Here is a 22136-nt window from a genome sequence, read left to right as displayed (position 1 = left end):
CAATCCCTCACGCGAGTATCTGCTAGGGAGAGAATTTATCACTAATATTACTTAAATAGAAATAATTACCAAAGCAGAACAGTAGTTGATAAATGTAGATTGTAATGTTATTATTTATGTTACTAAAATAGTAACACTAGGATTTATGTATTAAAATCTATATCCAAGACCGATGTTTAAGAATCTGTTTTTAACAGAATAACCAGAAGAAGTTATAACTGGGTCGAAGGGTTGATTATTAATAAATGGTGTTGGGTTTTCAAAAATATTAGTCAATCCATAAGAGTAACGTCCCTCGATAAACAACTCTTTATAAATCCTGTATTCAGCTCCCAATACTAATCCAAAATCGCTATCTTTAAAATATCTGCTAAATGTTGAATTTGGTTTAAATTCTGCATCAAAAATATAGCCATAATATCCTCCTAATCCAATATTAAACTCATCAGTAAAATAATATTTCCCTAATACATTTAATGAGATAGTGTTAAGATTTATTTCAACACCTTGTTTTGTGCTCGGTGCATCAAAATTATTTCTTAATTCTACATTTCCGGTTGATCCTAAATTAAGATATGTTATGTCGGATGCAACTGCTATTTTTCCAAACCTGTATTCTCCAATTATACCTAAGTAAGGAGAGTATTTATTTTCGCCAAAATTTTCAAATTGAGTTGATAATTCTTGGTTAGACAATGTTAATCCACCTCTAATTCCAATATTAAACTGTGCGTTTGAAATACTAAATGAAAGTAAAAATGCAAAAATGGTAATTTTCATAATGTTATTATTATGTGACATTAATAATGCGTTGGCAATGATTTTTTTCAAAAACAAATATATACATTATTTTACTATATGTTTTTCAAAAGTAATCAATTCATTAAAGATTGTTTTCTTTAGGATTGAAATATAATACCTCTAACTCGCGGCATCCTGCTGCATCCCTTAACTTGGATTGAGTGAAGGAGGAAGGAACTCTAATTTCAGAAAGCCAAATCTTCAAATATTTTAAAATTTTAACTTTATTAAATATAGATTTTAATTATTATTGTATTTTGGTTGTAAAAAAATAATTATATGTTGGATTTTAAGCCTAATTACACATTTGAGATTAACAATTCAAAGAGTTTCTTTGAAAAACTTTTACAAGAATATAAGGATTTCGATACAGATCATTTAAACCCTAGATTCGCAATGAATTGTGCAATTAATTCCTGGCATTTGTCAGATTGGACGTTTCAGGAGTTTTTTAAATCAGATAATAGATTTCAAAACTCGATAGAAATTGTTGATGGAGAAAAAAAAGTATTTTCTGGTCTTTTAAAGTATCAAAAATACTTGATTAAAAAATGTCCTGATTTAAAATATATGCGTTCAATTACAAATGGAACCAAACATTGTATTTCAAACAAGAAAAATAATAGTGAAAAAACTGAAACGCATATTGGAGATTATAATCCAAAAGATTTTAGTAGACAAGATTTTGATGTTGCCCGATTTGTAATTAAATTAAAAAATGGAAGTTCAATTGACTTTGAAGAAAGTTTATTAAAAACAATCGAATTTTGGAAAGATTTTATTGAGAATCCTACATAAAAAATAGATAAAATATTGTAAAAAAATTATTATGGCTTTAATAAATTGTCCAGAATGCGATAAGAAAATCTCTGACCAGGCAGAAAAGTGTCCAAATTGTGCATTTCCTATAAAAAAAACAACTCAAGTTGTTTTAGAATCAAAAGAGGGGTGTTTTTTACAAACCTTGAATACTGGTTGTATGATAATATTTGTATTGATAGCTACTATCATTGGAATTGGTATTATAGCAACAATTCTTGACTAACTCTTTTTATATTAACTCCGCTCATCGAACTCCCCCCGCTCTCCGAAGTCTCCGCTCTCCAAAGTCTCTCGACTTCGGAGTAAAAACAATTAACATGAAAAAAAATATTCATCACATCCTCTCAATTATTCTTTTTTTTCTTGTTAGTTGCAAAACTTCTCAAAAGCAAATCGAGGCTGATTCGTTAAATCATTATACCATCAATGAAAAAGGAGAAAAAAAATATAACGTAAAACTTTTTATTGAAGAAAAAATAATGCAAAATGAAATCGGTGAAAACCCACTTTTACAAGTTAACAATTCAATAACTAGTTATTCAGAAAACACACTTTTAGAAACATTGGAAAAATTAGACATCAAAGACATTCAAATTATTCCAAAACAAAAAAGCATTTCACTTTTCGGAAAAAGAGGAGTTGATGGTGTGATTCAAGTGATAACGAGATAATATTCTAAAATATGTGTAAAAAACTGATATTCTTTTTTTTCATTTATTCAACTTTTATTAGTTGTAAAAATTACTACAATGAAACGATTGAATGGACTGATAGTTTGGAAATCGAAACGGATATAGAAACAGTAAAAAAGTCACAACCGGATTTTGTTGAAATTGATTGGCTAAATCCTCTAATTATTGATGGTCAAGAATATTACGAAATTGAAATCAAAAACAATCGAGATATCCTCAATATGCAAAATTTTCTAGTTTTTGAAAACAAAAAATATAAAGGAAGAGAAGCAAAGAAATAATCTGCTTCGCATTGATTTTTAATCAACAAATCATTTCAACCCATTTTTTTGTACCTTCCGCCTTGTTAATGCTTATCCATTTAACATGAAGATAAAATTACACTTAGTATGGTTGAGTTTTTTAGGTTGTTTTTCCATTTTGTGCGGACAAAACAGTACGAAACGCACCTTGTTTTTGGGCAACAGTTATACCGCTTCCAATAATTTACCACAAATGATTGACAATGTCGCCAACTCCGCCGGCGATGATTTAATTTATGACAGATACACACCGGGCGGTTATACTTTTATGGGGCACAGCACCAATACTACTTCGCTCAACAAAATAGCACAAGGCAATTGGGATTTTGTGGTGCTGCAAGAACAAAGTCAACTCCCCTCCTTTCCGAATGCACAAGTAGAAAACCAAGTATATCCGTATGCTCAACAGTTGAATAATCTTATCAACCAACAAAACCCCTGTGCGGAAACCGTTTTTTACATGACGTGGGGAAGAAAAAACGGTGATGCTTCTAATTGTGCCAATTGGCCACCGGTTTGCACCTATACCGGCATGGATGATTTATTGAATGAACGCTACCGTTTTATGGCGGAAGAAAATGAAGCGATTCTTTCTCCGGTGGGAGCCGTTTGGCGGTACATGAGAGCTAATTATCCAACCATAGAATTATACTCTTCCGATGGAAGTCACCCTTCTGTGGCCGGAACGTATGCGGCAGCGTGTAGTTTTTATGCCACTTTATTCCGAAAAGACCCTGAACAAATTACTTTTACTGCCGGACTTTCAACTGAAGTAGCCACTGCTATTCGAACGGCTGCAAAAGTGATTGTCTTTGACCAATTGTTAGAATGGCACATTGGCGAATATGACCCGATGGCTAATTTTGTGGTTGAAGAATTGGGTAGCGGACAATTTTCGCTTACGAACACCTCCGAAAATGCTACTTCCTATCTCTGGAATTTTGGGGATGGAACGACTTCAACAGAGGCAAATCCTTCTCATACTTATACCGCTACGGGAGAATTTACCATTGAATTAACGGTAGAATCATGTGGAAAAACGGCTACTTATGCTCAAACAGTTATAGTGACTACTTTATCTTTGGGAGAAGTAAATCATCCCAAAAAAGCAATACAAATTTACCCGAATCCGACACATGATTTCATAACGATTGAATCTCCTGATGAATACATTGGAAAATCCTTCTATTTAATTGATATCACGGGAAGAATGGTTATGAATGCAAACCTCAACGCACTAAAAACATTTCATGATCTTTCCCATTTAACGGATGGCGTTTATTTTTTAAAGGTAAATGACATCACTAATTCTACGGTTAAAATTGTGAAAAAATAATTTTTTTATTTTAATTAACTTTGTAGTCGTGGAAGAAAGAAATCTATATATAATTGCAGGATGCAACGGAGCCGGAAAAACAACTGCTTCATTTACAATATTACCTGATATCTTAGATTGTAAAGAGTTTGTAAACGCCGATGAAATTGCAAAAGGTCTTTCGCCATTCCAACCTGAAAAAGTTGCCTTTGAAGCCGGAAGAATTATGCTTCATCGAATCAATGAACTTCTTCTACAAAATGAAAATTTTGCTTTTGAAACCACTCTTTCTACAAAAAGTTATAAAAACAAAGTACTTGAAGCGAAAAACAAAAATTATAATGTAACATTGTTATTCTTTTGGTTAAAAAATCCTAAGTTAGCTAAAGAAAGGGTAAAAACGAGAGTTTTAGAAGGTGGTCACAATATTCCTCAAGATGTTATTGAAAGAAGATATACCAAAGGAATTAAAAACTTATTTGACATTTACATCCCTATTACAGACCAAGTTCTTATCTTTGATAATTCAGAAGGTAAGCATCAATTAATCGCTGAAAAATCAAGCACCGATGAATTGAATATTCTAGACGAACACAAGTTTAACGAATTAAAAAGTTACGTATGACACCTGAAGCAAAAATAGATCGCCGAAACAAAATTATAAAAGGTCTTGAAAAAGCCTATGAAAAAATGCTTGTTTTTAAAAAAGAGCGTAAAAGTGAACTTGTGATTATGCAAGACAATAAAATTGTGAGAATTAAACTTTAAAAGAATTCTAATTTATCTTTACTTCTTATTGTGTTTTGCGGACTTCGTGGCAAAACTATCCCAAAACTCATCCTCAAAAAACTTTGTTCCTTACCCCCTTCGTGGCAAAACAAAAAAAAACCCACCCTTATTTGCACAAGGATGGGAAAAATTGCTATGAAAAAGAATTTACTAGTTTCCTAGTAAAGTTCAAATGTAAATATTTTTTTCAAATTATGAAAACATATCTTTAACTTTTTCAAAAAAAGATTTATCTGTTTTTTCAGGGTGCGGAATGAAGTTATCATCCGTAAGCATTTTCTCAAAAAACTGGCGTTGTTCTTTGTTTAACGTCTTGGGAGTCCAAACATTAATATGGACTAATAAATCACCATTCCCGTAAGAGTTAATACTCGGAATACCTTTTCCTTTTAATCGCAAAATCTTACCGGATTGGATTCCTTCTTCCAGTTTAATTCGCACTTTTCCGCCCACGGCTTCAATCTCTTTGGAAACACCCAAAGCTGCTTCGGCCACACTAATGTATAAATCATAGTGAAGATTTTCGCCTTCGCGTTTCAAAAATTCGTGTTCAATTTCTTCAATGGCCACAATCAAATCACCCGGAATTCCATTGCCCGGAGCATCGTTTCCTTTTCCGGAAACTTTTAATTGCATATCATTTACCACTCCTGCCGGAATTTTGATAGAAACGGTTTCGTCTTCCAAAATCATTCCTTGAGCATCGGCATTCGCCGGCTTAGAACTAATCGATTGTCCGGCTCCACCACAGGTTGGACAAGTAGTTGCCGTTTGCATTCTACCCAAAATGGTATTGGTCACACGTAAAACCTGACCGGAACCGTTACACGTCCCACACGTTTTATACGAAACACCCGGAGCTTGAATTTTACGTTTTACTTTTACTTTCTTTTCAACGCCGTTGGCAATTTCGTCTAAAGTCAATTTCACTTTTATGCGGAGATTACTTCCTTTCATTCTGCGTTGACCACCACCGAATCCGCCACCAAATCCACTGAAACCGCCACCAAACGCTCCTCCGAAAATATCTCCAAACTGACTGAAGATGTCGTCCATGTTCATTCCGCCACCGCCAAATCCTCCGTTTCCGTCGAATGCGGCATGACCATATTGGTCGTATTTTGCCTTTTTATCCGGATCACTTAACACTTCGTAGGCTTCGGCTGCCTTTTTAAAGTTTTCCTCAGCTTCCTTGTTGCCCGGGTTTTTATCCGGATGAAATTCGATAGCTTTCTTGCGGTAGGCTTTCTTAATTTCCTCTGGAGTAGCACTTTTGGATATGCCTAGTATTTCGTAAAAATCTTTTTTCATTTTCTAAAATTCGAAATTTTTCAATTTATTTTCTATGAGAACAAGTTCACTACTGACCAATAATTACTTTAGGAAAACGGATTATTTTGTCGCCCAATTTGTATCCTTTTTCAATGACATCCACGATTTTACCTTTCAAATCGTCAGATGGAGCCGGAATTTGGGTGATGGCCTCGGCAAAATCTGCATTAAAATCGTCACCGGTTTTAATTTCGACTTGTTCTAATCCTTTCGATACAAGCGTTGACTTTAGTTTTTCATGAATTAATTCTACACCTTTCAACAAAATTTGTTCTTCGGTAGTATCACTTTTAGTAATTTGAATCAAAGCCCTGTCAAAATCATCTAAAACAGGCAAAATGGCTTGTAAAACCTCTTGATTGGCAGTTTTAAACAAGTCCATTCGTTCTTTGGCGGTTCGTTTTTTAAAGTTTTCAAACTCGGCAAAAAGTCGTAAAAACTTGTCTTTTTCTTTGGCTAATTCTTCTTCTAACTTTTCTTCATTGGTCATTTCTACCACAGGAATTTCAGCTTGTTCTTGGTTTTGTGCTGATGAAACCTCGTTGTCAATGATTTCCTTTTCCATATTTTCGGTGTTCTCCTGATTCATTTTTTTAAACATTTTTTTAAACATTTCCTTGTTGGATTTTGGATTGCAAAAGTACTGCCATTTGTTTAAAAATGTCAAATTGTCAGCGTAAATAATTTTTTAAATCTATTTTTTTCAAAATGTGCTAACTAAAATTTAATATTTCCTTAAGAAAAATGTGTGTGTTGGTTTTCTACATTTGTTCAAACTTAAATCTAAAAACTATGAAAAAAATCATTTTAAGCTTAGTAGTCTTAACTACACTTTCTTTAACTTCTTGTAAAAACGACAAGGCAGAAACAACCGAACCGGTAGAAGATGCAGCAGTTGCCGCAGAAACAGCTACAACGTATAAAGTAGATGCTACAAAATCTACAATCGAGTGGGTTGGTTCTAAGCCAGCCGGAAAACACAACGGAACCATTGCTCTTTCAAACGGCGAATTGGCTTTAAACAATGGAAAAGTGGAAAGCGGAAAATTCACCATCGACATGAACAGTATTACTGTTTTGGATTTAAAAGCAGGTGACGGAAAAGAAGACTTAGAAGGTCACTTGAAAGGATTAGGAAAAGAAGAAGATGCCGATCATTTCTTCAATACTAAAAAATTCCCAGAAGGAACATTTGAAATTACATCAGTTGAAACGGTTAATGCAGTGACTACTGTTTCCGGTAACTTAACGTTAAAAGGAGTTACAAAACCGGTTTCATTTCCTGCTACAATTGCTGTGGATGAAAACACGTTAACATTAAATAGTGAATCATTCAAAATCAATAGAACTCAGTGGGGTGTAAACTACGCTTCCAAATCTGTTTTTGATGATTTGAAAGATAAATTTGTTGATGACGAAATCGAATTGAAAGTGAGTGTTACCGCTACAAAATAATTATTACTTCATCTTACTTATAACAAGAAGCTCCTCGATTTGAGGAGCTTTTTTTATGTCAATAAATTATCTAATGTTTTGGTTAAATCACGGTACCTAAACTTGAATCCGTTTTTTTCAGCTTTGACAGCACTCACGTTTTGACTGGAAAATAGAAGTTGATGCATTTCTCCCAAAAGTAATTTCATGGCAAATTTTGGAATATTTGGCATAAAAACCGGTTTCCCGACTGTTTTGGCAATGGCTTTGGTTAGTTCCGTATTGGTCACCGGATTAGGAGCTACTGCGTTAAAGGTTCCTTCCCATTGATTTTGAAGAGCAAAATAAAACATTGCTGCTAAATCGTGAATGTGAATCCATGACTGCACTTGTTTTCCGGAACCAAACGGAGAACCAATACCCAATTTGATTGGTTTTATCATTTCGGATAAAGCTCCACCTTTATTTGAGAGTACCAAACCAATTCGCAGCTTACAAACTTTTAGATTCAATCGACTGAAAACATCTACGCTTTCCTCCCATTTAACAACTACTTGTCCTAAAAAACCGTCATCAACAGATTTTGTTTCTTCAGTGTAAATTTGCGTTAAACTGTCTGGATAAATTCCAATTGCCGAAGCAGAAACAATTTGTTTTACTTGATTGGGATGATTTTTTAAACACGTGTATAATAAATTAGAGGAAAGTGTTCGGCTTTCAATGATTTCCTCTTTATAATTGGTTGTCCAACGTTTAGAAACGGTTGCTCCGGCCAAATGAATGATGGCATCTACGCCCATTAAACAATTTTCATCAATAAAACTTTGTTCCGTATTCCAATAGAAACCTTGGAAATGTGGTTTACTTTCGATTTTTGATTGAGAAGTAGTGAGGTAATGAATTTCATTTCCGTTTTCTAATAACAGGGCAATCAATTCCTTTCCAACCAACCCGGTAGCACCTGTGATTAATATTTTCATAACATATTTTTATGCAAAGTTAGCGGTAAAGGGTCTAAAAGTAACGTTAATTAGGATTAGTTTAAGGGTTGTTAACGAATACAATATGAATGAATTATTGTTTTATACGTACACTCCATTCAAATTCCATTTCGGAAACTTGATCGCCTTTTTCATCTCTTCCAATGGATTTCATCCAAAAGGTTTGACCTTCGCCCGTGGCGATTGTTTGTTGTATGGCTTGCTCAATTAAATGCCCGTCTTGGCAAACAAAAGTAATTCTTCCGGTAGCTTTTTTGGTAAAGTTACCTTTATTATTAGCTACAAGCATGGAAATTTTTTTACCGCTTTTTTTAATTTGATACATCACCAACGCACCTGTTGAAAGTTCAGCGGCCATCGCTTGAACAGCAAAATACATCGAATTAAACGGATTTTGATTAAACCATCGGTGCTTAACTGTCACTGTACATTGATTGTTATCTAAAGTTTTGGCTCGTACACCACACCAAAAAGCAGAGGGTAATTTAAAAAACAAAAATGTATTTATCTTTTCGGCTGTAAACTCCATAAACATTGATTTTTTTGGTAAATATAAGCTTTATTTTAAAACTTTCTATTTGTTAATTTTTTGTTAAATAATAGTACTATGCGTAACATAATACCTTCTTTTAGACATATATTTGCATAGGATATTATTATACACTTTTAATTATGACAACACAAAACGAAAAAACAACAGCAGCATTATTGCACTTGAGTGCATTTGCAAAGTATCTTATTCCTTTTGCAGGAATAGTGGTTCCCTTGATTATTTGGCAAACTAAAAAACATCAATCACAGTATGTGGATGAAAACGGAAAATCGGTTGTCAATTTTCATTTAAGTATTTTGGCTTACAGTATTGTAATTGCCATCGTAGTAGGAATATTTTTTATTGGTTCAATAGTAAACTACATCGAGATTGAAAATGCCGGTGGTGATGTCATCCCAATTGATTTAATCACAGTTGGAATCATCGGTGCATCGGTTCTAGGAATTTGGACCATTGCAGAATTCGTTTTGGTGATTTTAGGAACCGTTCGAGCCAACGAAGGAACTGTTTATAAATATCCGCTTACCATTAATTTTATCAAATAAGAGTTTCAATCATCAATCAATCATCGCCGAAAGGCAAATCAATCAAATCAAAAACGAATCAGTTAAACTAAAAATCTTATCATGAATTATGAATATTGAAAACACAAAAGCCCAGATGCGAAAAGGTGTTTTAGAGTTCTGTATACTTTCTGTCTTAAAAGAAAAAGAAGCCTATACCTCTGAAATTTTAGACACCCTGAAAAACGCAAAATTGTTGGTGGTAGAGGGTACTGTTTATCCGCTGCTAACCAGATTAAAAAATGACGGATTACTCAACTATCGTTGGGAAGAATCAACTTCGGGACCGCCAAGAAAATATTACGCTCTCACCGAAATAGGAAAACAATTTTTAACAGAACTCAATGGCACTTGGGCAGAATTATCCAACGCCGTGAACACCATAACTAATCAAAACTAATCGTCATGAACAAAACAGTAAATATAAATTTAGGAGGTTTATTCTTTCACATCGACGAAGATGCCTTTCAAAAATTAAATCGTTATTTCGATGCGATAAAACGTTCGCTCTCTAATTCATCCGGTCAAGATGAAATTATGAAAGATATTGAAATGAGAATTTCGGAAATTTTTACCGAAAAGAAAGAAGCCGATAAACATGTTATTAACCTGAAAGATGTGGATGCCATGATTGCCGTTATGGGTCAACCGGAAGATTACCGCATTGAAGAAGAAGGTGAAGCAACGCAAACAAATTTTAATAGCACTTCAAAAACTTCTAAAAAGCTATACCGCGATATCGATAAAAATATTTTAGGAGGAGTTTCTGCCGGATTAGGTCACTATTTTGGCATTGATGCTTTATGGATTCGATTGGCATTAGTATTAATCGTGATTGCCGGCGTTGGATTTCCAATCTTTTTATACATTTTATTGTGGATTTTAATACCAAAAGCACAAACCACCACCGAGAAACTTCAAATGACTGGTGAACCGGTGAATTTGAGTAACATCGAAAAAAAAGTTCGTGAAGAATTTGCTTCCTTTTCAGAAAAAGTAGAAAATGCTGATTATGAAAAAATGGGAAACACAGCCAAATCCGGAGCTGAAAAAGTAGGTTCTGCTATTGGTGAAGTGTTTATGACCATCTTCAATATTTTTGCTAAATTTATTGGAGCCATCATTCTACTTTTCTCGATTTTTATGTTAGGATTCATTTTAATAGGTGGAATCACATTTGGTTCAACCACGTTTGTTGATATGCCTTGGCAAAGTTATTATGATGCGGTTATCGTAAGTGAATTTCCAATTTGGTTGGTGGTTATATTGAGTATTCTTGCGATTGGTATCCCATTTTTCTTCCTTTTAATTTTAGGATTAAAACTTTTGATTACCAATATGAAATCCATCGGAAATGTTGCAAAATATACCTTGTTAGCTTTGTGGTTAATTGCTGTAGCCATCCTAATTTCATTCGGATTAAAACAAGCGACTGAAATAGCTTACAATGGAAAAATTGTGCAAAAAGAAACACTAAATTTGATGCCTAATGACACCTTGCATGTTCAATTTAAATTTAATGATTATTATGCTAAAGATTTTCATTTTGAAGAATTTGAAGTGACGCAAGACGAAAATGGCAATGATATCATCTATTCGAATCAAATCAGTATTGAGTTGATTTATACCGATGAAGCTCAACCGTATTTGCAAATTGAAAAAAGAGCGGAGGGAAAATCAATTACAGAGGCCAAAAAAAGAGCAGAAAAAATAAATTATGCTTTTAAATTTGAAGGAAATAAATTAATTTTAGACAATTATTTCATCACCGATTTAAAGAACAAATACAGAAGTCAAGAAGTAGAATTGTATTTATACCTGCCGCAAGGAACTATTATAAGACCGGATAATACCGTAGAACGTTTTGATGTTTCCGATAATGGCTTTTTTAATCTTCATTACAGTTCCGACGAGTACATTTATAATGTTACCAAAGAACAAATTAAATGTTTAAACTGTCCAATCGAAGAAAATGAATTCAACGACGTTGAGATTAATTCTACTGAAGATTCTATTACTTCAACTGTAACAATCAATCGCGATGGTATACATATTAAAGAGACTAATAAGTCTGAAGAAAAAAGAGATTTCAAAGGTTTAGAAATCAATAAAGAAGGTGTAATCATAAAAACAAACTAACCATGATCAAGTTTATCGTTTACATTACCAAAACAATTGTTGCATTAATAACTGCACTATTATTCACTTCCTGTAACTATACTATTGATATTGGCGATTCAGTCAAAGGTAGCGGAAACGTTACAACAGTAAACCGACCTGTTTCCGGTGAATTCACCAACATTGAAGTATCGAACGGAATAGACGTGGAGATTACCCAAAGCGATGCAAAATCAATTGAAGTAAAAGCTGATGATAATATCATCGAATACATAACCACAGATATAGTTGACGGAACATTAAAAATTGCAATGGAAAAAAGTGTCAAAAACACTAAATCCAAAAAAGTTTTTGTGACGCTACCTACTATTGAGTCCTTAAGAACTTCAAGTGGAGCTTCTTTAGAAAGCAAAAACACACTCATTGTACGTTCATTGGAAACAAAAGCATCTAGTGGTAGTGAAATTAAACTAACTGTTGAAGCCGAGAGAATTACTTGCGAAACTAGTAGCGGAAGTGGAATCGATGTCAAAGGAAAAGCTCTTAAACTCGAAGCAGAATCATCAAGCGGAAGCGATATTGAAGCCGGTGAATTGCTTACGAACGACGTAACAGCCAAATCATCCAGCGGAAGTTCCATAGACGTTCATCCCATTTTGAGTTTAGATGCAAAAGCCTCTAGCGGCAGTGACATCAAATTCCATAATACACCGAAAACGTTGAATAAAGTCACCTCATCAGGTGGTTCAGTTCGAGCCGATTAATTAGAAACGATTGGCTTGAGAATCTTTAACATCGATTTCCTTGCTTCACTTCTATCGATAACAAAAAATCGTGAAAAAATCATATCTTAACAAACATCCCGAACAGTAATCGGGATGTTTTTTTATATTTGCTCTATAAACCAGATCGAAATGAAAAAAAATCTAATCCTATTCGTAGCTATTCTTTTTTCCACCATAACTTGGAGTCAAAAGAAAGAAAAACTTAAAGCCTCCAAAATTGTAACCATTACACAAAAAGAAATCGGTAATTTCGACAGCCTCGAAGTGGAAGATGAAATTGACGTTTTTATCGTTAAAGGTGACCAACCTTCTATTGAAATTGAAGCAGACGACAACACCCATGAATCATTTGATATCAAACTCAACGGAACAACGCTTCGCATCGGATTAGTGCACAATATTTCAGGAGCAAAAAAAACCAGTATACGTATAACTTATACTGACGATTTTAAGATGCTTGTCGCCAAAGGTGATGCCAATGTCACTGCCTTAGCCGATGTAAAACTTGGCCAAGTTACATTCAAATGTTATGACAATGCACGCTTATTTTTAAATGTAGACTGTGCCAATTTTACGCTTATTGCCAACGATAAATCAAAAATTGAACTCAATCTAAAATCCGATGATATCATTTTTGAATTAAGTAAAAATTCAAATTTGAAAGCCCTCATTCGCTCCGCCAATTTCAAATGCGATATGTATCAAAAAGCAACAGCAAACATTGAAGGAGACATCAACGACCTACAACTGAGAATGGATAATACCTCCGATTTTGTTGGGAAAAATTTAATAACTCAAACAGCTACGATTATTGCCGAAGCAAGTTCAAAAAATAGCATCCAAGTGGCCAATAAACTCGTTTTAGAATCTTCGGGTAAAGCCGAAACAAATTTATACGGTAATGCCACCATAGAAATCAAACGATTTGCAGACGAATCATCTTTAAACAAAAAATTACTTAAGTAAGAACACAAAAAAAATCCAACTGAAAAGTCGGATTTTTTTGTTTTAGTTATAATTAATCTATTCTTTACTTGCCAAATAACGTTCAGCATCCAAAGCCGCCATACAACCGGTACCGGCAGCAGTAATAGCTTGTCTGTAAACATGATCGGCAGCATCTCCGGCAACAAAAACACCTTCTACATTGGTTAATGCTCGACCCGGAACATTAATGATGTAACCTGTATCGTCTAATTTTAAATAATCAGCAAAAATATCAGTATTGGGTTTATGGCCAATAGCGACAAAAAATCCTGTAGCAGGAATTTCAGTTTCTTTTTCCGTTGTTCTTTCTTTTACTAAGATTGAACTAACAACTTGTCCATCTCCTTTTACTTCTACGGTTTCAGTATTCAATAAAATCTCGATATTTTCGGTTTTACGGACTCTAGCTTCCATGATTTTTGAAGCACGAAATTTTTCGCTTCGAACCAACATCGTTACCTTTTTACATAATTTTGACAAATAGTGAGCTTCTTCACAAGCTGAATCACCGGCACCAACAATTACTACTTCTTGTCCTCTGTAAAAAAATCCATCACAAACGGCACATGCAGATACACCGCCACCCATTTGAAGATAATGTTGTTCAGAAGGCAATCCTAAATATTTTGCCGAAGCTCCTGTAGAAATAATGACAGTTTCACAGTGAATTTCTTTCGTATCATTTACCCAAACTTTATGAATTGGTCCGGAAAAATCAACTTTAGTAGCCCAACCATCACGAATATCCGTTCCAAAACGTTTGGCTTGTTCTTGTAATTGAATCATCATTTCCGGTCCGGTCACACCATCAGGATAACCCGGGAAATTTTCCACTTCGTTTGTCGTAGTTAATTGACCACCGGGTTGTGTTCCTTGGTATAAAACCGGAAACATATTGGCTCTGGCAGCATAAATCGCAGCAGTATAACCCGCAGGTCCGGAACCTATGATTAAGCACTTTACTTTTTCTATTGTATCAGACATAATTTTGATTTCTAAATTTGATTACAAATGTAAGTTTTAAATAAAAAAGATTCCTTAATTGTTGATTAGTTTTAATAATTTTTGAATAGCCTAACTTTATTTAAAAATTGGTTTGGTAAAACTAATTTTAGTTCTATATTTGCACCCTCATTCGAGTTTTGAATGCGGGGTGTAGCGTAGCCCGGTTATCGCGCCTGCTTTGGGAGCAGGAGGCCGCAGGTTCGAATCCTGCCACCCCGACCACCAAAATCCTTTCCACATCATGGGAGGGATTTTTTGTTTTAAACCGTCGAGCTTGCTCGTAAGGTTTGGAAACAAAAAATAACTCAGAGCGAAGCTCAAAGGATTTTGGTGAGCAACATTTCCAATAGTCAGGTTCATGGAATAATCCTGCCCCCCGACCAACAAAATTCTTTCTACTTACTGGGAAGGATTTTTTGTCTTTAAACCTTCGAGTTTACTCATAGGTTTTGGAAACAAAAAAATATTTTTTTTAAGAATATTTTGGTTTAATTCTATTCAATTTTAATTCAAAATAATCTTTAATACATTTTATTAAAAATTAATCCTGAAAAAACAATATTTCTGCATTTATAATTTTTAACTTTGTTACACTTAAACAAACGATAAAAAACATGTTGATTATTGGCATTGCAGGTGGCACCGGAAGTGGAAAAACGACGGTTGTACATCAAATCATGAATGAACTTCCTGAAACTGAAGTGGGCATCATTTCTCAAGATTCTTATTACAAAGAAACGCTTAATTTGAGTTATGAGGAACGAACAAAAATTAATTTTGATCATCCGAGAGCGATAGATTTTGAGTTACTTGTTTCCCATTTGAAAGAATTGAAAGCGAATAAGGCCATTCAACAACCCGTTTATTCTTTTGTAACGCACAACCGAACGGACGACACGATTTTAACACATCCGCGAAAGGTGATGCTGGTTGAAGGCATTTTAATCTTGGCTAATCCGGAACTTAGGGATATGTTTGATATTAAGATTTATGTTCACGCCGATTCTGATGAACGCTTAATCAGACGATTAAAACGCGATATTGCCGAAAGAGGTCGAGATATGGATGAAGTAATTAACCGCTATCAAAACACTTTGAAACCGATGCACGAACAATTCATTGAACCCACCAAAGCGTTTGCGGACATAATTATTCCGAATGATAAATACAATACAGTTGCTATTGATGTAGTAAGAGCGGTTATCAATCAACGAATTTTATAAATTATGAGTTACATCCAAAATCTAAAAAATAAATATCCTTGGTTTAAATATATCGGAAATCGATATGTTTTGGTTTTTATTTTTTTTATGGTTTGGATGCTTTTTTTAGATAATTATTCCTATTTGGAGCATCGGGTTTTGAATAAAGAACTTGATGAATTGGAAACCAACAAAGAATACTACCAAGACGAAATTAAAAAAGATTGTCTTGACATCAAACGCCTTAATAATCCCGATCAAATTGAAAAATATGCTCGAGAGAAATACTACATGAAACGAGATAGCGAAGATATTTATATCATTGAATTTGAAGAAGAAATGCTGCTCGAAGAGGAAGAAAATCACAAATCGCTATAATTATGGCAACACATTTATTTAAAGACTTCGAACCGATTTCATCCAAACAATGGAAACAACAAATTCAGTTTGATCTTAAAGGTGCAGACTACAATGAAACGCTTATATGGGAGAGTCCGGAAGGTATCAAAGTCAAACCTTTTTATCACAGTGATGAAAGTGAAGTCAAATTACCAACGCCTGTTTCAAACGGATTCAAAATTGTTCAGAATATTTATGTTTATGATGTAAAAAAATCGAATGAAAGAGCGATTGATTCATTACAAAGAGGAGCAGAATCTGTTCGTTTTACAATAGAAAATGAAACTGTTTCTTTGAATGATTTGATGGAAAATCTTCCAAAAGAAAATGTAACATATTATTTTAATTTACTTTTTTTATCGAGTGAATTTATCAAAAAAATTGACGCTTTTACAAATCAAAATCAGTACAAAATAATTATTCTTCAAGATCCCATTGGTCAATTGGCTAAAGACGGAAATTGGTTTGCTTCCTTGGAAAAAGATTTTAGCGAATTGAAATTAATCGCTGGTTTAAACATTCCATTTTTAAGTTGTAAAACCGATTTATATCAAAATGCAGGTGCGAATATCGTGCAACAATTGGCTTATTCATTGGTTCACGTGAATGAATATTTTAATCGTATAGAAAAAATTTCTTCTCCAATAACTATTGAAGTTTCAGTAGGGACAAATTACTTTTTTGAAATTGCTAAATTGAGAGCTTTGCGTTTACTTTTTAGTTCATTAGCCAAAGAATATAATCACACAGTTGATTGCCATATTTTTGTCACACCAACAAAACGCAACAAAACTTTATACGATTATAATGTGAATATGCTCCGTACCACAACCGAATGCATGAGTGCCATTTTGGGTGGAGCCAATGCGGTTTCTAATTTAGCTTATGATACTATTTACCACAAAGACAATGAATTTGGAGACCGAATTGCTCGCAATCAATTGTTGGTTTTAAAACACGAAAGTTATTTTAATCAAGTGCATAATCCGGCTGATGGAGCGTATTATATTGAAAGTTTAACGGAACAATTAGCTGAAAAAGCGTTGGCATTATTCAAAGATATTGAAGCAAACGGCGGATTCATTACACAATTAATTGAAGGAACAATTCAAAGGAAGATTAATGAAAGTGCTCAAAAGGAGCAAGATTTATTTGATTCCGGAAAAGAAGTTTTGTTGGGTACGAATAAATATCCGAACAAAAACGACAAAATGGCGAATGACTTGGAATTATTTCCATTTGTGAAAACTAGTCCAAGAAAGACATTGATTACGCCGATTATTGAAAGAAGATTAGCTGAGAAATTGGAACAGGAACGTTTAAAACTAGAACAAAATGTTTAAAAAAATAACGCTCCCACTAATCGTATTAGCTTTTATATCTTCCCTTTTTTCTTGTATGGAAGCGGTCAAAGAAACTCAAAAAGTAATTTTAGAAAACAAAAAGCCTGAATTAGAAGGAAAATTTTTTCCGATTGAAAGTCAAGGAATACGATTGTTTTTACCCAAAGAGTTTAAAAAACTTTCGAAATCAGAATATTTAGAACTTATTGAGCAGTCAGCAGACACAATGGCGTTAAGTCTGGAAAATGAAAGACTTAGAAATTTTTATTTATCCGGTCGAGAAATTTATTTATTTCTTCACACCACTTCAAATTCAATATTGAGTGTAATACCAACTGACTATGTAAAATTTAATAAATCAGATGCACAAATGTTACTCAATCAAATTCGATACAATCATGATGAAATCAATGCTTCAACAGGAGTAATTTTTAATAAAAAAGAAGCTCGATTTTTTGGCACAAAAGAAGCTCAAATTTTTAAGGCAATTTACCAAGTAACTGTACCGAAAAACCAAAGTGAACATTATAAACAAATTTACTTTGTAAGCTTTAACAATAAAAGTTTTGCTTTGACTTTAGAAACTGCATTCATTATTGATTTTGATCCATATTTGGAAAAAATACGAGTATTATGACCAAGAGAAAAAACATCCAACATATAAAATTAGAAGTGAGCAGTAACGATTTAAAAGCACAAACTGCCCACTCAAAACTGAACACTGAACACTTTCTCACTGCAGAAAACATCGAACTCAAATCGTTCTATTCAAAAGAAGATGTAAAAGACTTAGAACATCTTGATTTTGGTGCCGGATTTGCACCCAATCTCCGTGGTCCTTATGCCACAATGTATGTTCGCAGACCTTGGACAGTTCGCCAATATGCCGGATTTTCTACCGCTGAAGAAAGTAATGCCTTTTATAGAAGAAATTTAGCTGCAGGTCAAAAAGGACTTTCAGTAGCGTTTGATTTAGCCACACACCGAGGATATGATTCCGATCATGAACGTGTGGTTGGTGATGTTGGAAAAGCCGGAGTCGCCATTGATTCGGTGGAAGACATGAAGATTTTGTTTGACCAAATTCCGCTTGACGAAATGTCGGTTTCGATGACCATGAACGGAGCTGTTTTACCCATTATGGCGTTTTATATTGTTGCCGCCGAAGAACAAGGTGTGTCTCCAAATTTACTTTCGGGAACGATTCAGAATGATATTTTGAAGGAGTTTATGGTGCGAAATACGTACATCTACCCACCTACTCCTTCGATGAAAATTATTGCCGATATTTTTGAATATACAAGTAAGAATATGCCGAAATTCAATTCGATTTCGATATCCGGTTACCACATGCAAGAAGCCGGAGCTACCGCAGATATTGAACTAGCTTATACGTTAGCCGATGGTTTAGAATACATTCGAACCGGATTAGCTGCCGGAATGGATATTGACACTTTCGCTCCTCGCCTTTCGTTTTTCTGGGCGATTGGAATGAATCATTTTATGGAAATCGCCAAAATGCGTGCAGGTCGAATGTTATGGGCAAAATTGCTCAAACAATTCAATCCGAAAGACGAAAAATCATTGGCGTTGCGAACACATTGTCAGACTTCGGGTTGGAGTCTAACGGAGCAAGATCCGTTTAACAATGTGGCTCGAACATGCATTGAAGCAGCAGCAGCAGCTTTTGGTGGAACACAATCGTTACATACGAATGCGTTGGATGAGGCCATTGCCTTACCTACCGATTTTTCTGCACGAATTGCTCGAAACACACAAATCTTTTTACAGGAAGAAACGAAAATCTGCAAAACAGTTGACCCGTGGGCGGGAAGTTATTATGTGGAAAGCTTAACGAATGAAATTGCTCAAAAAGCATGGGCTTTGATGGAAGAAGTGGAAGAATTAGGCGGAATGACCAAAGCCATTGAGGCCGGTATTCCGAAACTGCGAATTGAAGAAGCCGCCGCCAGAAAGCAAGCCCGAATTGACAGCGGACAAGATATTATTGTCGGTGTAAACAAATACCGTTTGGAAAAAGAAGATCCGTTGATGATTCTAGATGTAGATAACCAAATGGTTCGCAAGCAGCAATTAGAACGATTAGCTCAAATCAAAGCCACTCGTGATACCGAAAAAGTAAAAGCCAGTTTAGCTAAATTGACCGAAGCGGCAAAATCAGGTCAGGAAAATTTATTATCTTTAGCCGTAGAAGCAGCCCGAAACCGAGCAACTCTTGGCGAAATCAGTGATGCCTTAGAAGAAGTTTTCGGACGTTATAAAGCACAAATTAGAACTTTTAGCGGCGTGTATAGTAAAGAAATTAAGAATGACGAAAGCTTTGAAAAAGCGAAACAATTAGCCGATGCTTTTGCAAAAAAAGAAGGTCGTCGTCCCCGTATTATGATTGCGAAAATGGGACAAGACGGTCACGATCGAGGGGCAAAAGTAGTAGCAACCGGTTATGCCGATGTTGGTTTTGATGTGGACATTGGTCCATTATTCCAAACCCCACAAGAAGCTGCCAAACAAGCCGTTGAAAACGACGTACATATTTTAGGTGTTTCTTCGTTAGCAGCCGGACACAAAACCTTGGTGCCACAAGTGATTGAAGAACTTAAAAAATACGGTCGCGAAGACATTATGGTGATTGTAGGCGGTGTTATACCACACCAAGACTATCAATTTTTGTTTGATGCCGGAGCGGTTGCCGTTTTTGGACCTGGGACTAAGATTAGTGAAGCGGCGATTAGTATTTTGGAGGTTTTGATGGGGGATTAGTTTACAGTCGCAGTCACAGTTGACACAAAAATAGATTTTTATAAAACACTGGCTGAGAGGTTGGTGTTTTTATTTATTTTTACAAAAAAACAAAATGCTCACCCTCTCCTTCACCCCTTTCCCAATCCTCGAATCCAATCGTTTGTTGTTACGAGCGGTCACTGTGGATGATGTTAACGAAGTAATGGAACTGCGTGGCAATCCGGAAACGATGAAATTTATTCCGCGACCGTTGATAACTTCACCGGAAATGGCATTGGAACAGATTGCGATGATTACCGAGAAAATTGAAAACAATACCGGCATCAATTGGGCCATTACGTTAAAAGGAAATCCGAAATTATTGGGTGTCATTGGTCATTATCGCATTCAACCCGAAAATTACCGTTCGGAAATTGGGTATATGTTGTTGCCGCAATACCAAGGTCAAGGAATCGTGAGTGAAGCCATTAATACCGTTTTAGATTATGGATTTAATGTGTTGAATTTTCATTCTGTGGAAGCGGTGGTTGATCCTGAAAACTATGTTTCTGCCAAAGTACTAGAAAAAAACGGCTTTGTAAAAGAAGCTCATTTTTTGGAAAATGAATATTGGGATGGGAGATTTTGGGATTCGGTGGTTTTTTCACTTTTGAAACGAAATTTTGTAAAGAAAAATCACTAAATTTAACCATATGCGGCATATAAGTTAAGTCACTTTATAACTTATATGACTTATATGGTAAAAAAATAAAATCCATGTTAAAACTTCCCAACACGCCCATCAGTATTTTCACCGTCATGTCTAAAATGGCGGCCGATTATCAAGCGATAAATCTCTCTCAAGGTTTCCCGAATTTCCCGATTGATGTGCGAATAACGGAAATTGTAGCTCGTTTATCCAAAACCGATATTCATCAATATGCTCCGATGGCCGGTTATCCGCCGCTATTGGAAAAAATTGCTCAATTGACGTTGGATCATTATCAACGAAAAGTGAATCCGTCAACCGAAATTTTAATCACCGCCGGAGCAACCGAAGCGATTTTTGCTGCCATTCAAGCATTCGTGCAACCGCAAGACGAAGTCATCATTCTCGACCCAAGCTATGATTGTTATGAAATGCCAATTGTTTTGAGTAATGCAAAACCCATTCGGATTGCGTTAAAAGAAAATTATTCTCCCGATTTTGAAGCTATTAGTCAGCATTTATCAACGAAAACTCGAATGTTGATTTTGAATAATCCACACAATCCGTCCGGAAAAATTTGGACAGAAAATGATTTTATTCAATTGGAAAAAATAATCGAAAACTATCCCAACTTATTGATTTTATCGGATGAAGTGTATGAATTTATTACCTTTGAAAACAAGCATATTTCCATCAACACCAGAGAAAAATTAAAAGACAGAAGCTTGATCGTTTCTTCCTTCGGGAAAACACTCCACTTAACCGGATGGAAAATAGGCTACTTAATCGCTCCCGAAAATTTATTAAAAGAAGTCAAAAAAGTGCATCAATACTTAGTTTTCAGCGTGAATAGTTTAGCTCAAGCTTCCATCAATGAATACTTGACTATTTTCGATGTGCATGAAGTGGCTCAACTCTATCTTCAAAAAAGAAACTTCTTTCAAAACCTTATAAAAGAAACGTCTTTTGAATTGTTGCCGTGCGAAGGAACGTATTTTCAAACCGCATCCTATCAAAACATTTCAAATGAAAAGGATGTTGATTTCACGAAACGTTTAGTCACCGAATTTGGTGTGGCAACCATTCCGCTTTCGGTATTTTATGGTGATAATTTAGACTTAAAACGCATTCGTTTTTGTTTTGCTAAAGATGATGAACTATTGTTGCAAGCAGCAGAGCGTTTGTTAAAAATAAATCAGTAAATGATGTAATAACCTTGTTCGTTACAATTTTGTTAGTTTA

26 protein-coding genes and 1 tRNA gene are annotated in these 22136 nt (G+C 34.8%); 21 read left to right on the top strand and 6 right to left on the bottom strand.

Annotated features, from left to right (window positions below; genetic code table 11):
* Positions 1-150: 150 nt before the first annotated feature.
* The gene (locus ACIQ0M_RS06035; RefSeq protein WP_396150748.1) at positions 151-801 is read right to left on the bottom strand and encodes a porin family protein; all 651 of its coding nucleotides are present in this window, start codon (positions 799-801) and stop codon (positions 151-153) included.
* Positions 802-1080: 279 nt separating this feature from the next.
* On the opposite strand from ACIQ0M_RS06035, the gene ACIQ0M_RS06030 reads away from it, so the two are divergent.
* The 7 genes from ACIQ0M_RS06030 to ACIQ0M_RS06000 all read left to right on the top strand — a co-directional run bounded on the left by ACIQ0M_RS06030 (position 1081) and on the right by ACIQ0M_RS06000 (position 4700).
* A complete protein-coding gene (locus tag ACIQ0M_RS06030) occupies positions 1081-1599 on the top strand; it encodes a hypothetical protein (RefSeq protein ID WP_396150746.1) in 519 nt (172 codons plus the stop codon).
* A gap of 31 nt (positions 1600-1630) precedes the next feature.
* A complete protein-coding gene (locus ACIQ0M_RS06025; protein WP_396150744.1) occupies positions 1631-1846 on the top strand; it encodes a hypothetical protein in 216 nt (71 codons plus the stop codon).
* Between the two features lie 94 nt (positions 1847-1940).
* On the top strand, positions 1941-2294 hold the full coding sequence (locus ACIQ0M_RS06020) for a hypothetical protein (RefSeq protein ID WP_396150742.1): 354 nt from the start codon (positions 1941-1943) through the stop codon (positions 2292-2294).
* Positions 2295-2305: 11 nt separating this feature from the next.
* Positions 2306-2596, top strand: coding sequence for a hypothetical protein (locus ACIQ0M_RS06015; RefSeq protein ID WP_396150740.1), 291 nt, complete (start codon positions 2306-2308; stop codon positions 2594-2596).
* Positions 2597-2681: 85 nt separating this feature from the next.
* Positions 2682-3953 (top strand): PKD domain-containing protein, encoded by a 1272-nt coding sequence (locus ACIQ0M_RS06010; RefSeq protein ID WP_396150738.1) that lies wholly within the window; start codon positions 2682-2684, stop codon positions 3951-3953.
* Between the two features lie 28 nt (positions 3954-3981).
* Positions 3982-4557, top strand: a complete 576-nt coding sequence (locus ACIQ0M_RS06005) for a zeta toxin family protein (RefSeq protein ID WP_396150736.1) — start codon at positions 3982-3984, stop codon at positions 4555-4557.
* Complete coding sequence (locus tag ACIQ0M_RS06000) at positions 4554-4700, top strand: hypothetical protein (protein ID WP_396150734.1); 147 nt, start codon at positions 4554-4556, stop codon at positions 4698-4700. Before ACIQ0M_RS06005 ends, ACIQ0M_RS06000 begins: the two co-directional genes overlap by 4 nt.
* Positions 4701-4913: 213 nt before the next feature.
* Here the strand turns inward: ACIQ0M_RS06000 and dnaJ are convergent, their stop codons facing one another.
* Together dnaJ and ACIQ0M_RS05990 are read right to left on the bottom strand one after the other, a co-directional pair.
* Positions 4914-6032, bottom strand: coding sequence for a molecular chaperone DnaJ (gene dnaJ / locus ACIQ0M_RS05995; protein ID WP_396150732.1), 1119 nt, complete (start codon positions 6030-6032; stop codon positions 4914-4916).
* 49 nt (positions 6033-6081) lie between these two features.
* Entirely contained in the window at positions 6082-6642 is a 561-nt protein-coding gene (locus ACIQ0M_RS05990) for a nucleotide exchange factor GrpE (protein WP_396150730.1), read from the bottom strand.
* Positions 6643-6845: 203 nt separating this feature from the next.
* Here ACIQ0M_RS05990 and ACIQ0M_RS05985 point away from each other — a divergent pair, with 203 nt between their 5' ends.
* Positions 6846-7508: a YceI family protein gene (locus tag ACIQ0M_RS05985; protein WP_396150729.1), complete on the top strand. Its 663-nt coding sequence runs from the start codon at positions 6846-6848 to the stop codon at positions 7506-7508.
* A gap of 53 nt (positions 7509-7561) precedes the next feature.
* Here ACIQ0M_RS05985 and ACIQ0M_RS05980 read toward each other — a convergent pair whose 3' ends face one another.
* Positions 7562-8467 (bottom strand): TIGR01777 family oxidoreductase, encoded by a 906-nt coding sequence (locus ACIQ0M_RS05980; RefSeq protein ID WP_396150726.1) that lies wholly within the window; start codon positions 8465-8467, stop codon positions 7562-7564.
* Positions 8468-8561: 94 nt separating this feature from the next.
* Entirely contained in the window at positions 8562-9017 is a 456-nt protein-coding gene (locus ACIQ0M_RS05975) for a DUF4442 domain-containing protein (RefSeq protein ID WP_396150724.1), read from the bottom strand.
* A gap of 143 nt (positions 9018-9160) precedes the next feature.
* On the opposite strand from ACIQ0M_RS05975, the gene ACIQ0M_RS05970 reads away from it, so the two are divergent.
* From ACIQ0M_RS05970 to ACIQ0M_RS05950, 5 genes are all read left to right on the top strand, one after another.
* Positions 9161-9586: a DUF4870 domain-containing protein gene (locus ACIQ0M_RS05970; RefSeq protein ID WP_396150722.1), complete on the top strand. Its 426-nt coding sequence runs from the start codon at positions 9161-9163 to the stop codon at positions 9584-9586.
* Positions 9587-9674: 88 nt separating this feature from the next.
* Entirely contained in the window at positions 9675-10004 is a 330-nt protein-coding gene (locus ACIQ0M_RS05965; protein ID WP_396150720.1) for a PadR family transcriptional regulator, read from the top strand.
* 5 nt (positions 10005-10009) lie between these two features.
* Positions 10010-11743: a PspC domain-containing protein gene (locus ACIQ0M_RS05960; protein ID WP_396150718.1), complete on the top strand. Its 1734-nt coding sequence runs from the start codon at positions 10010-10012 to the stop codon at positions 11741-11743.
* A 2-nt stretch (positions 11744-11745) separates the two neighbouring features.
* Positions 11746-12486 (top strand): head GIN domain-containing protein, encoded by a 741-nt coding sequence (locus tag ACIQ0M_RS05955; RefSeq protein ID WP_396150716.1) that lies wholly within the window; start codon positions 11746-11748, stop codon positions 12484-12486.
* 150 nt (positions 12487-12636) lie between these two features.
* Positions 12637-13473, top strand: coding sequence for a GIN domain-containing protein (locus ACIQ0M_RS05950; RefSeq protein ID WP_396150714.1), 837 nt, complete (start codon positions 12637-12639; stop codon positions 13471-13473).
* A 57-nt stretch (positions 13474-13530) separates the two neighbouring features.
* On the opposite strand, the gene trxB is transcribed toward ACIQ0M_RS05950, so the two are convergent.
* Entirely contained in the window at positions 13531-14478 is a 948-nt protein-coding gene (trxB, locus tag ACIQ0M_RS05945) for a thioredoxin-disulfide reductase (protein WP_396150712.1), read from the bottom strand.
* A 165-nt stretch (positions 14479-14643) separates the two neighbouring features.
* Between trxB and ACIQ0M_RS05940 the strand changes: the two genes are divergently transcribed.
* The 8 genes from ACIQ0M_RS05940 to ACIQ0M_RS05905 all read left to right on the top strand — a co-directional run bounded on the left by ACIQ0M_RS05940 (position 14644) and on the right by ACIQ0M_RS05905 (position 22096).
* Positions 14644-14721, top strand: a tRNA-Pro gene (locus ACIQ0M_RS05940).
* A 392-nt stretch (positions 14722-15113) separates the two neighbouring features.
* Positions 15114-15722 carry a uridine kinase gene (gene udk, locus ACIQ0M_RS05935; RefSeq protein WP_396150710.1) on the top strand — a complete coding sequence of 203 codons (609 nt, stop codon included), beginning with the start codon at positions 15114-15116 and terminating at the stop codon, positions 15720-15722.
* A 3-nt stretch (positions 15723-15725) separates the two neighbouring features.
* Positions 15726-16079, top strand: coding sequence for a septum formation initiator family protein (locus tag ACIQ0M_RS05930; RefSeq protein WP_396150708.1), 354 nt, complete (start codon positions 15726-15728; stop codon positions 16077-16079).
* Positions 16080-16081: 2 nt separating this feature from the next.
* The gene (locus tag ACIQ0M_RS05925; protein WP_396150706.1) at positions 16082-17443 is read left to right on the top strand and encodes a methylmalonyl-CoA mutase subunit beta; all 1362 of its coding nucleotides are present in this window, start codon (positions 16082-16084) and stop codon (positions 17441-17443) included.
* A complete protein-coding gene (locus ACIQ0M_RS05920) occupies positions 17436-18080 on the top strand; it encodes a hypothetical protein (RefSeq protein ID WP_396150704.1) in 645 nt (214 codons plus the stop codon). Before ACIQ0M_RS05925 ends, ACIQ0M_RS05920 begins: the two co-directional genes overlap by 8 nt.
* Positions 18077-20224: a methylmalonyl-CoA mutase gene (gene scpA, locus ACIQ0M_RS05915; protein WP_396150702.1), complete on the top strand. Its 2148-nt coding sequence runs from the start codon at positions 18077-18079 to the stop codon at positions 20222-20224. Before ACIQ0M_RS05920 ends, scpA begins: the two co-directional genes overlap by 4 nt.
* Positions 20225-20318: 94 nt before the next feature.
* On the top strand, positions 20319-20888 hold the full coding sequence (locus ACIQ0M_RS05910) for a GNAT family N-acetyltransferase (protein ID WP_396150699.1): 570 nt from the start codon (positions 20319-20321) through the stop codon (positions 20886-20888).
* 74 nt (positions 20889-20962) lie between these two features.
* A complete protein-coding gene (locus ACIQ0M_RS05905) occupies positions 20963-22096 on the top strand; it encodes a methionine aminotransferase (protein ID WP_396150697.1) in 1134 nt (377 codons plus the stop codon).
* Positions 22097-22136: the final 40 nt, after the last annotated feature.

Source organism: Flavobacterium sp. (assembly GCF_044339515.1).
Classification (GTDB): domain Bacteria; phylum Bacteroidota; class Bacteroidia; order Flavobacteriales; family Flavobacteriaceae; genus Flavobacterium.
This window is presented reverse-complemented; position numbering and strand designations above follow the sequence as displayed.

Coding starts and splice junctions, on each gene's coding strand:
- ACIQ0M_RS06035 (WP_396150748.1), bottom strand. CDS start 801: ATGTCACATAATAATAACATTATGAAAATTACCATTTTTGCATTTTTA.
- ACIQ0M_RS06030 (WP_396150746.1), top strand. CDS start 1,081: ATGTTGGATTTTAAGCCTAATTACACATTTGAGATTAACAATTCAAAG.
- ACIQ0M_RS06025 (WP_396150744.1), top strand. CDS start 1,631: ATGGCTTTAATAAATTGTCCAGAATGCGATAAGAAAATCTCTGACCAG.
- ACIQ0M_RS06020 (WP_396150742.1), top strand. CDS start 1,941: ATGAAAAAAAATATTCATCACATCCTCTCAATTATTCTTTTTTTTCTT.
- ACIQ0M_RS06015 (WP_396150740.1), top strand. CDS start 2,306: ATGTGTAAAAAACTGATATTCTTTTTTTTCATTTATTCAACTTTTATT.
- ACIQ0M_RS06010 (WP_396150738.1), top strand. CDS start 2,682: ATGAAGATAAAATTACACTTAGTATGGTTGAGTTTTTTAGGTTGTTTT.
- ACIQ0M_RS06000 (WP_396150734.1), top strand. CDS start 4,554: ATGACACCTGAAGCAAAAATAGATCGCCGAAACAAAATTATAAAAGGT.
- dnaJ (WP_396150732.1), bottom strand. CDS start 6,032: ATGAAAAAAGATTTTTACGAAATACTAGGCATATCCAAAAGTGCTACT.
- ACIQ0M_RS05990 (WP_396150730.1), bottom strand. CDS start 6,642: ATGAATCAGGAGAACACCGAAAATATGGAAAAGGAAATCATTGACAAC.
- ACIQ0M_RS05985 (WP_396150729.1), top strand. CDS start 6,846: ATGAAAAAAATCATTTTAAGCTTAGTAGTCTTAACTACACTTTCTTTA.
- ACIQ0M_RS05980 (WP_396150726.1), bottom strand. CDS start 8,467: ATGAAAATATTAATCACAGGTGCTACCGGGTTGGTTGGAAAGGAATTG.
- ACIQ0M_RS05975 (WP_396150724.1), bottom strand. CDS start 9,017: ATGGAGTTTACAGCCGAAAAGATAAATACATTTTTGTTTTTTAAATTA.
- ACIQ0M_RS05970 (WP_396150722.1), top strand. CDS start 9,161: ATGACAACACAAAACGAAAAAACAACAGCAGCATTATTGCACTTGAGT.
- ACIQ0M_RS05965 (WP_396150720.1), top strand. CDS start 9,675: ATGAATATTGAAAACACAAAAGCCCAGATGCGAAAAGGTGTTTTAGAG.
- ACIQ0M_RS05960 (WP_396150718.1), top strand. CDS start 10,010: ATGAACAAAACAGTAAATATAAATTTAGGAGGTTTATTCTTTCACATC.
- ACIQ0M_RS05955 (WP_396150716.1), top strand. CDS start 11,746: ATGATCAAGTTTATCGTTTACATTACCAAAACAATTGTTGCATTAATA.
- ACIQ0M_RS05950 (WP_396150714.1), top strand. CDS start 12,637: ATGAAAAAAAATCTAATCCTATTCGTAGCTATTCTTTTTTCCACCATA.
- trxB (WP_396150712.1), bottom strand. CDS start 14,478: ATGTCTGATACAATAGAAAAAGTAAAGTGCTTAATCATAGGTTCCGGA.
- udk (WP_396150710.1), top strand. CDS start 15,114: ATGTTGATTATTGGCATTGCAGGTGGCACCGGAAGTGGAAAAACGACG.
- ACIQ0M_RS05930 (WP_396150708.1), top strand. CDS start 15,726: ATGAGTTACATCCAAAATCTAAAAAATAAATATCCTTGGTTTAAATAT.
- ACIQ0M_RS05925 (WP_396150706.1), top strand. CDS start 16,082: ATGGCAACACATTTATTTAAAGACTTCGAACCGATTTCATCCAAACAA.
- ACIQ0M_RS05920 (WP_396150704.1), top strand. CDS start 17,436: ATGTTTAAAAAAATAACGCTCCCACTAATCGTATTAGCTTTTATATCT.
- scpA (WP_396150702.1), top strand. CDS start 18,077: ATGACCAAGAGAAAAAACATCCAACATATAAAATTAGAAGTGAGCAGT.
- ACIQ0M_RS05910 (WP_396150699.1), top strand. CDS start 20,319: ATGCTCACCCTCTCCTTCACCCCTTTCCCAATCCTCGAATCCAATCGT.
- ACIQ0M_RS05905 (WP_396150697.1), top strand. CDS start 20,963: ATGTTAAAACTTCCCAACACGCCCATCAGTATTTTCACCGTCATGTCT.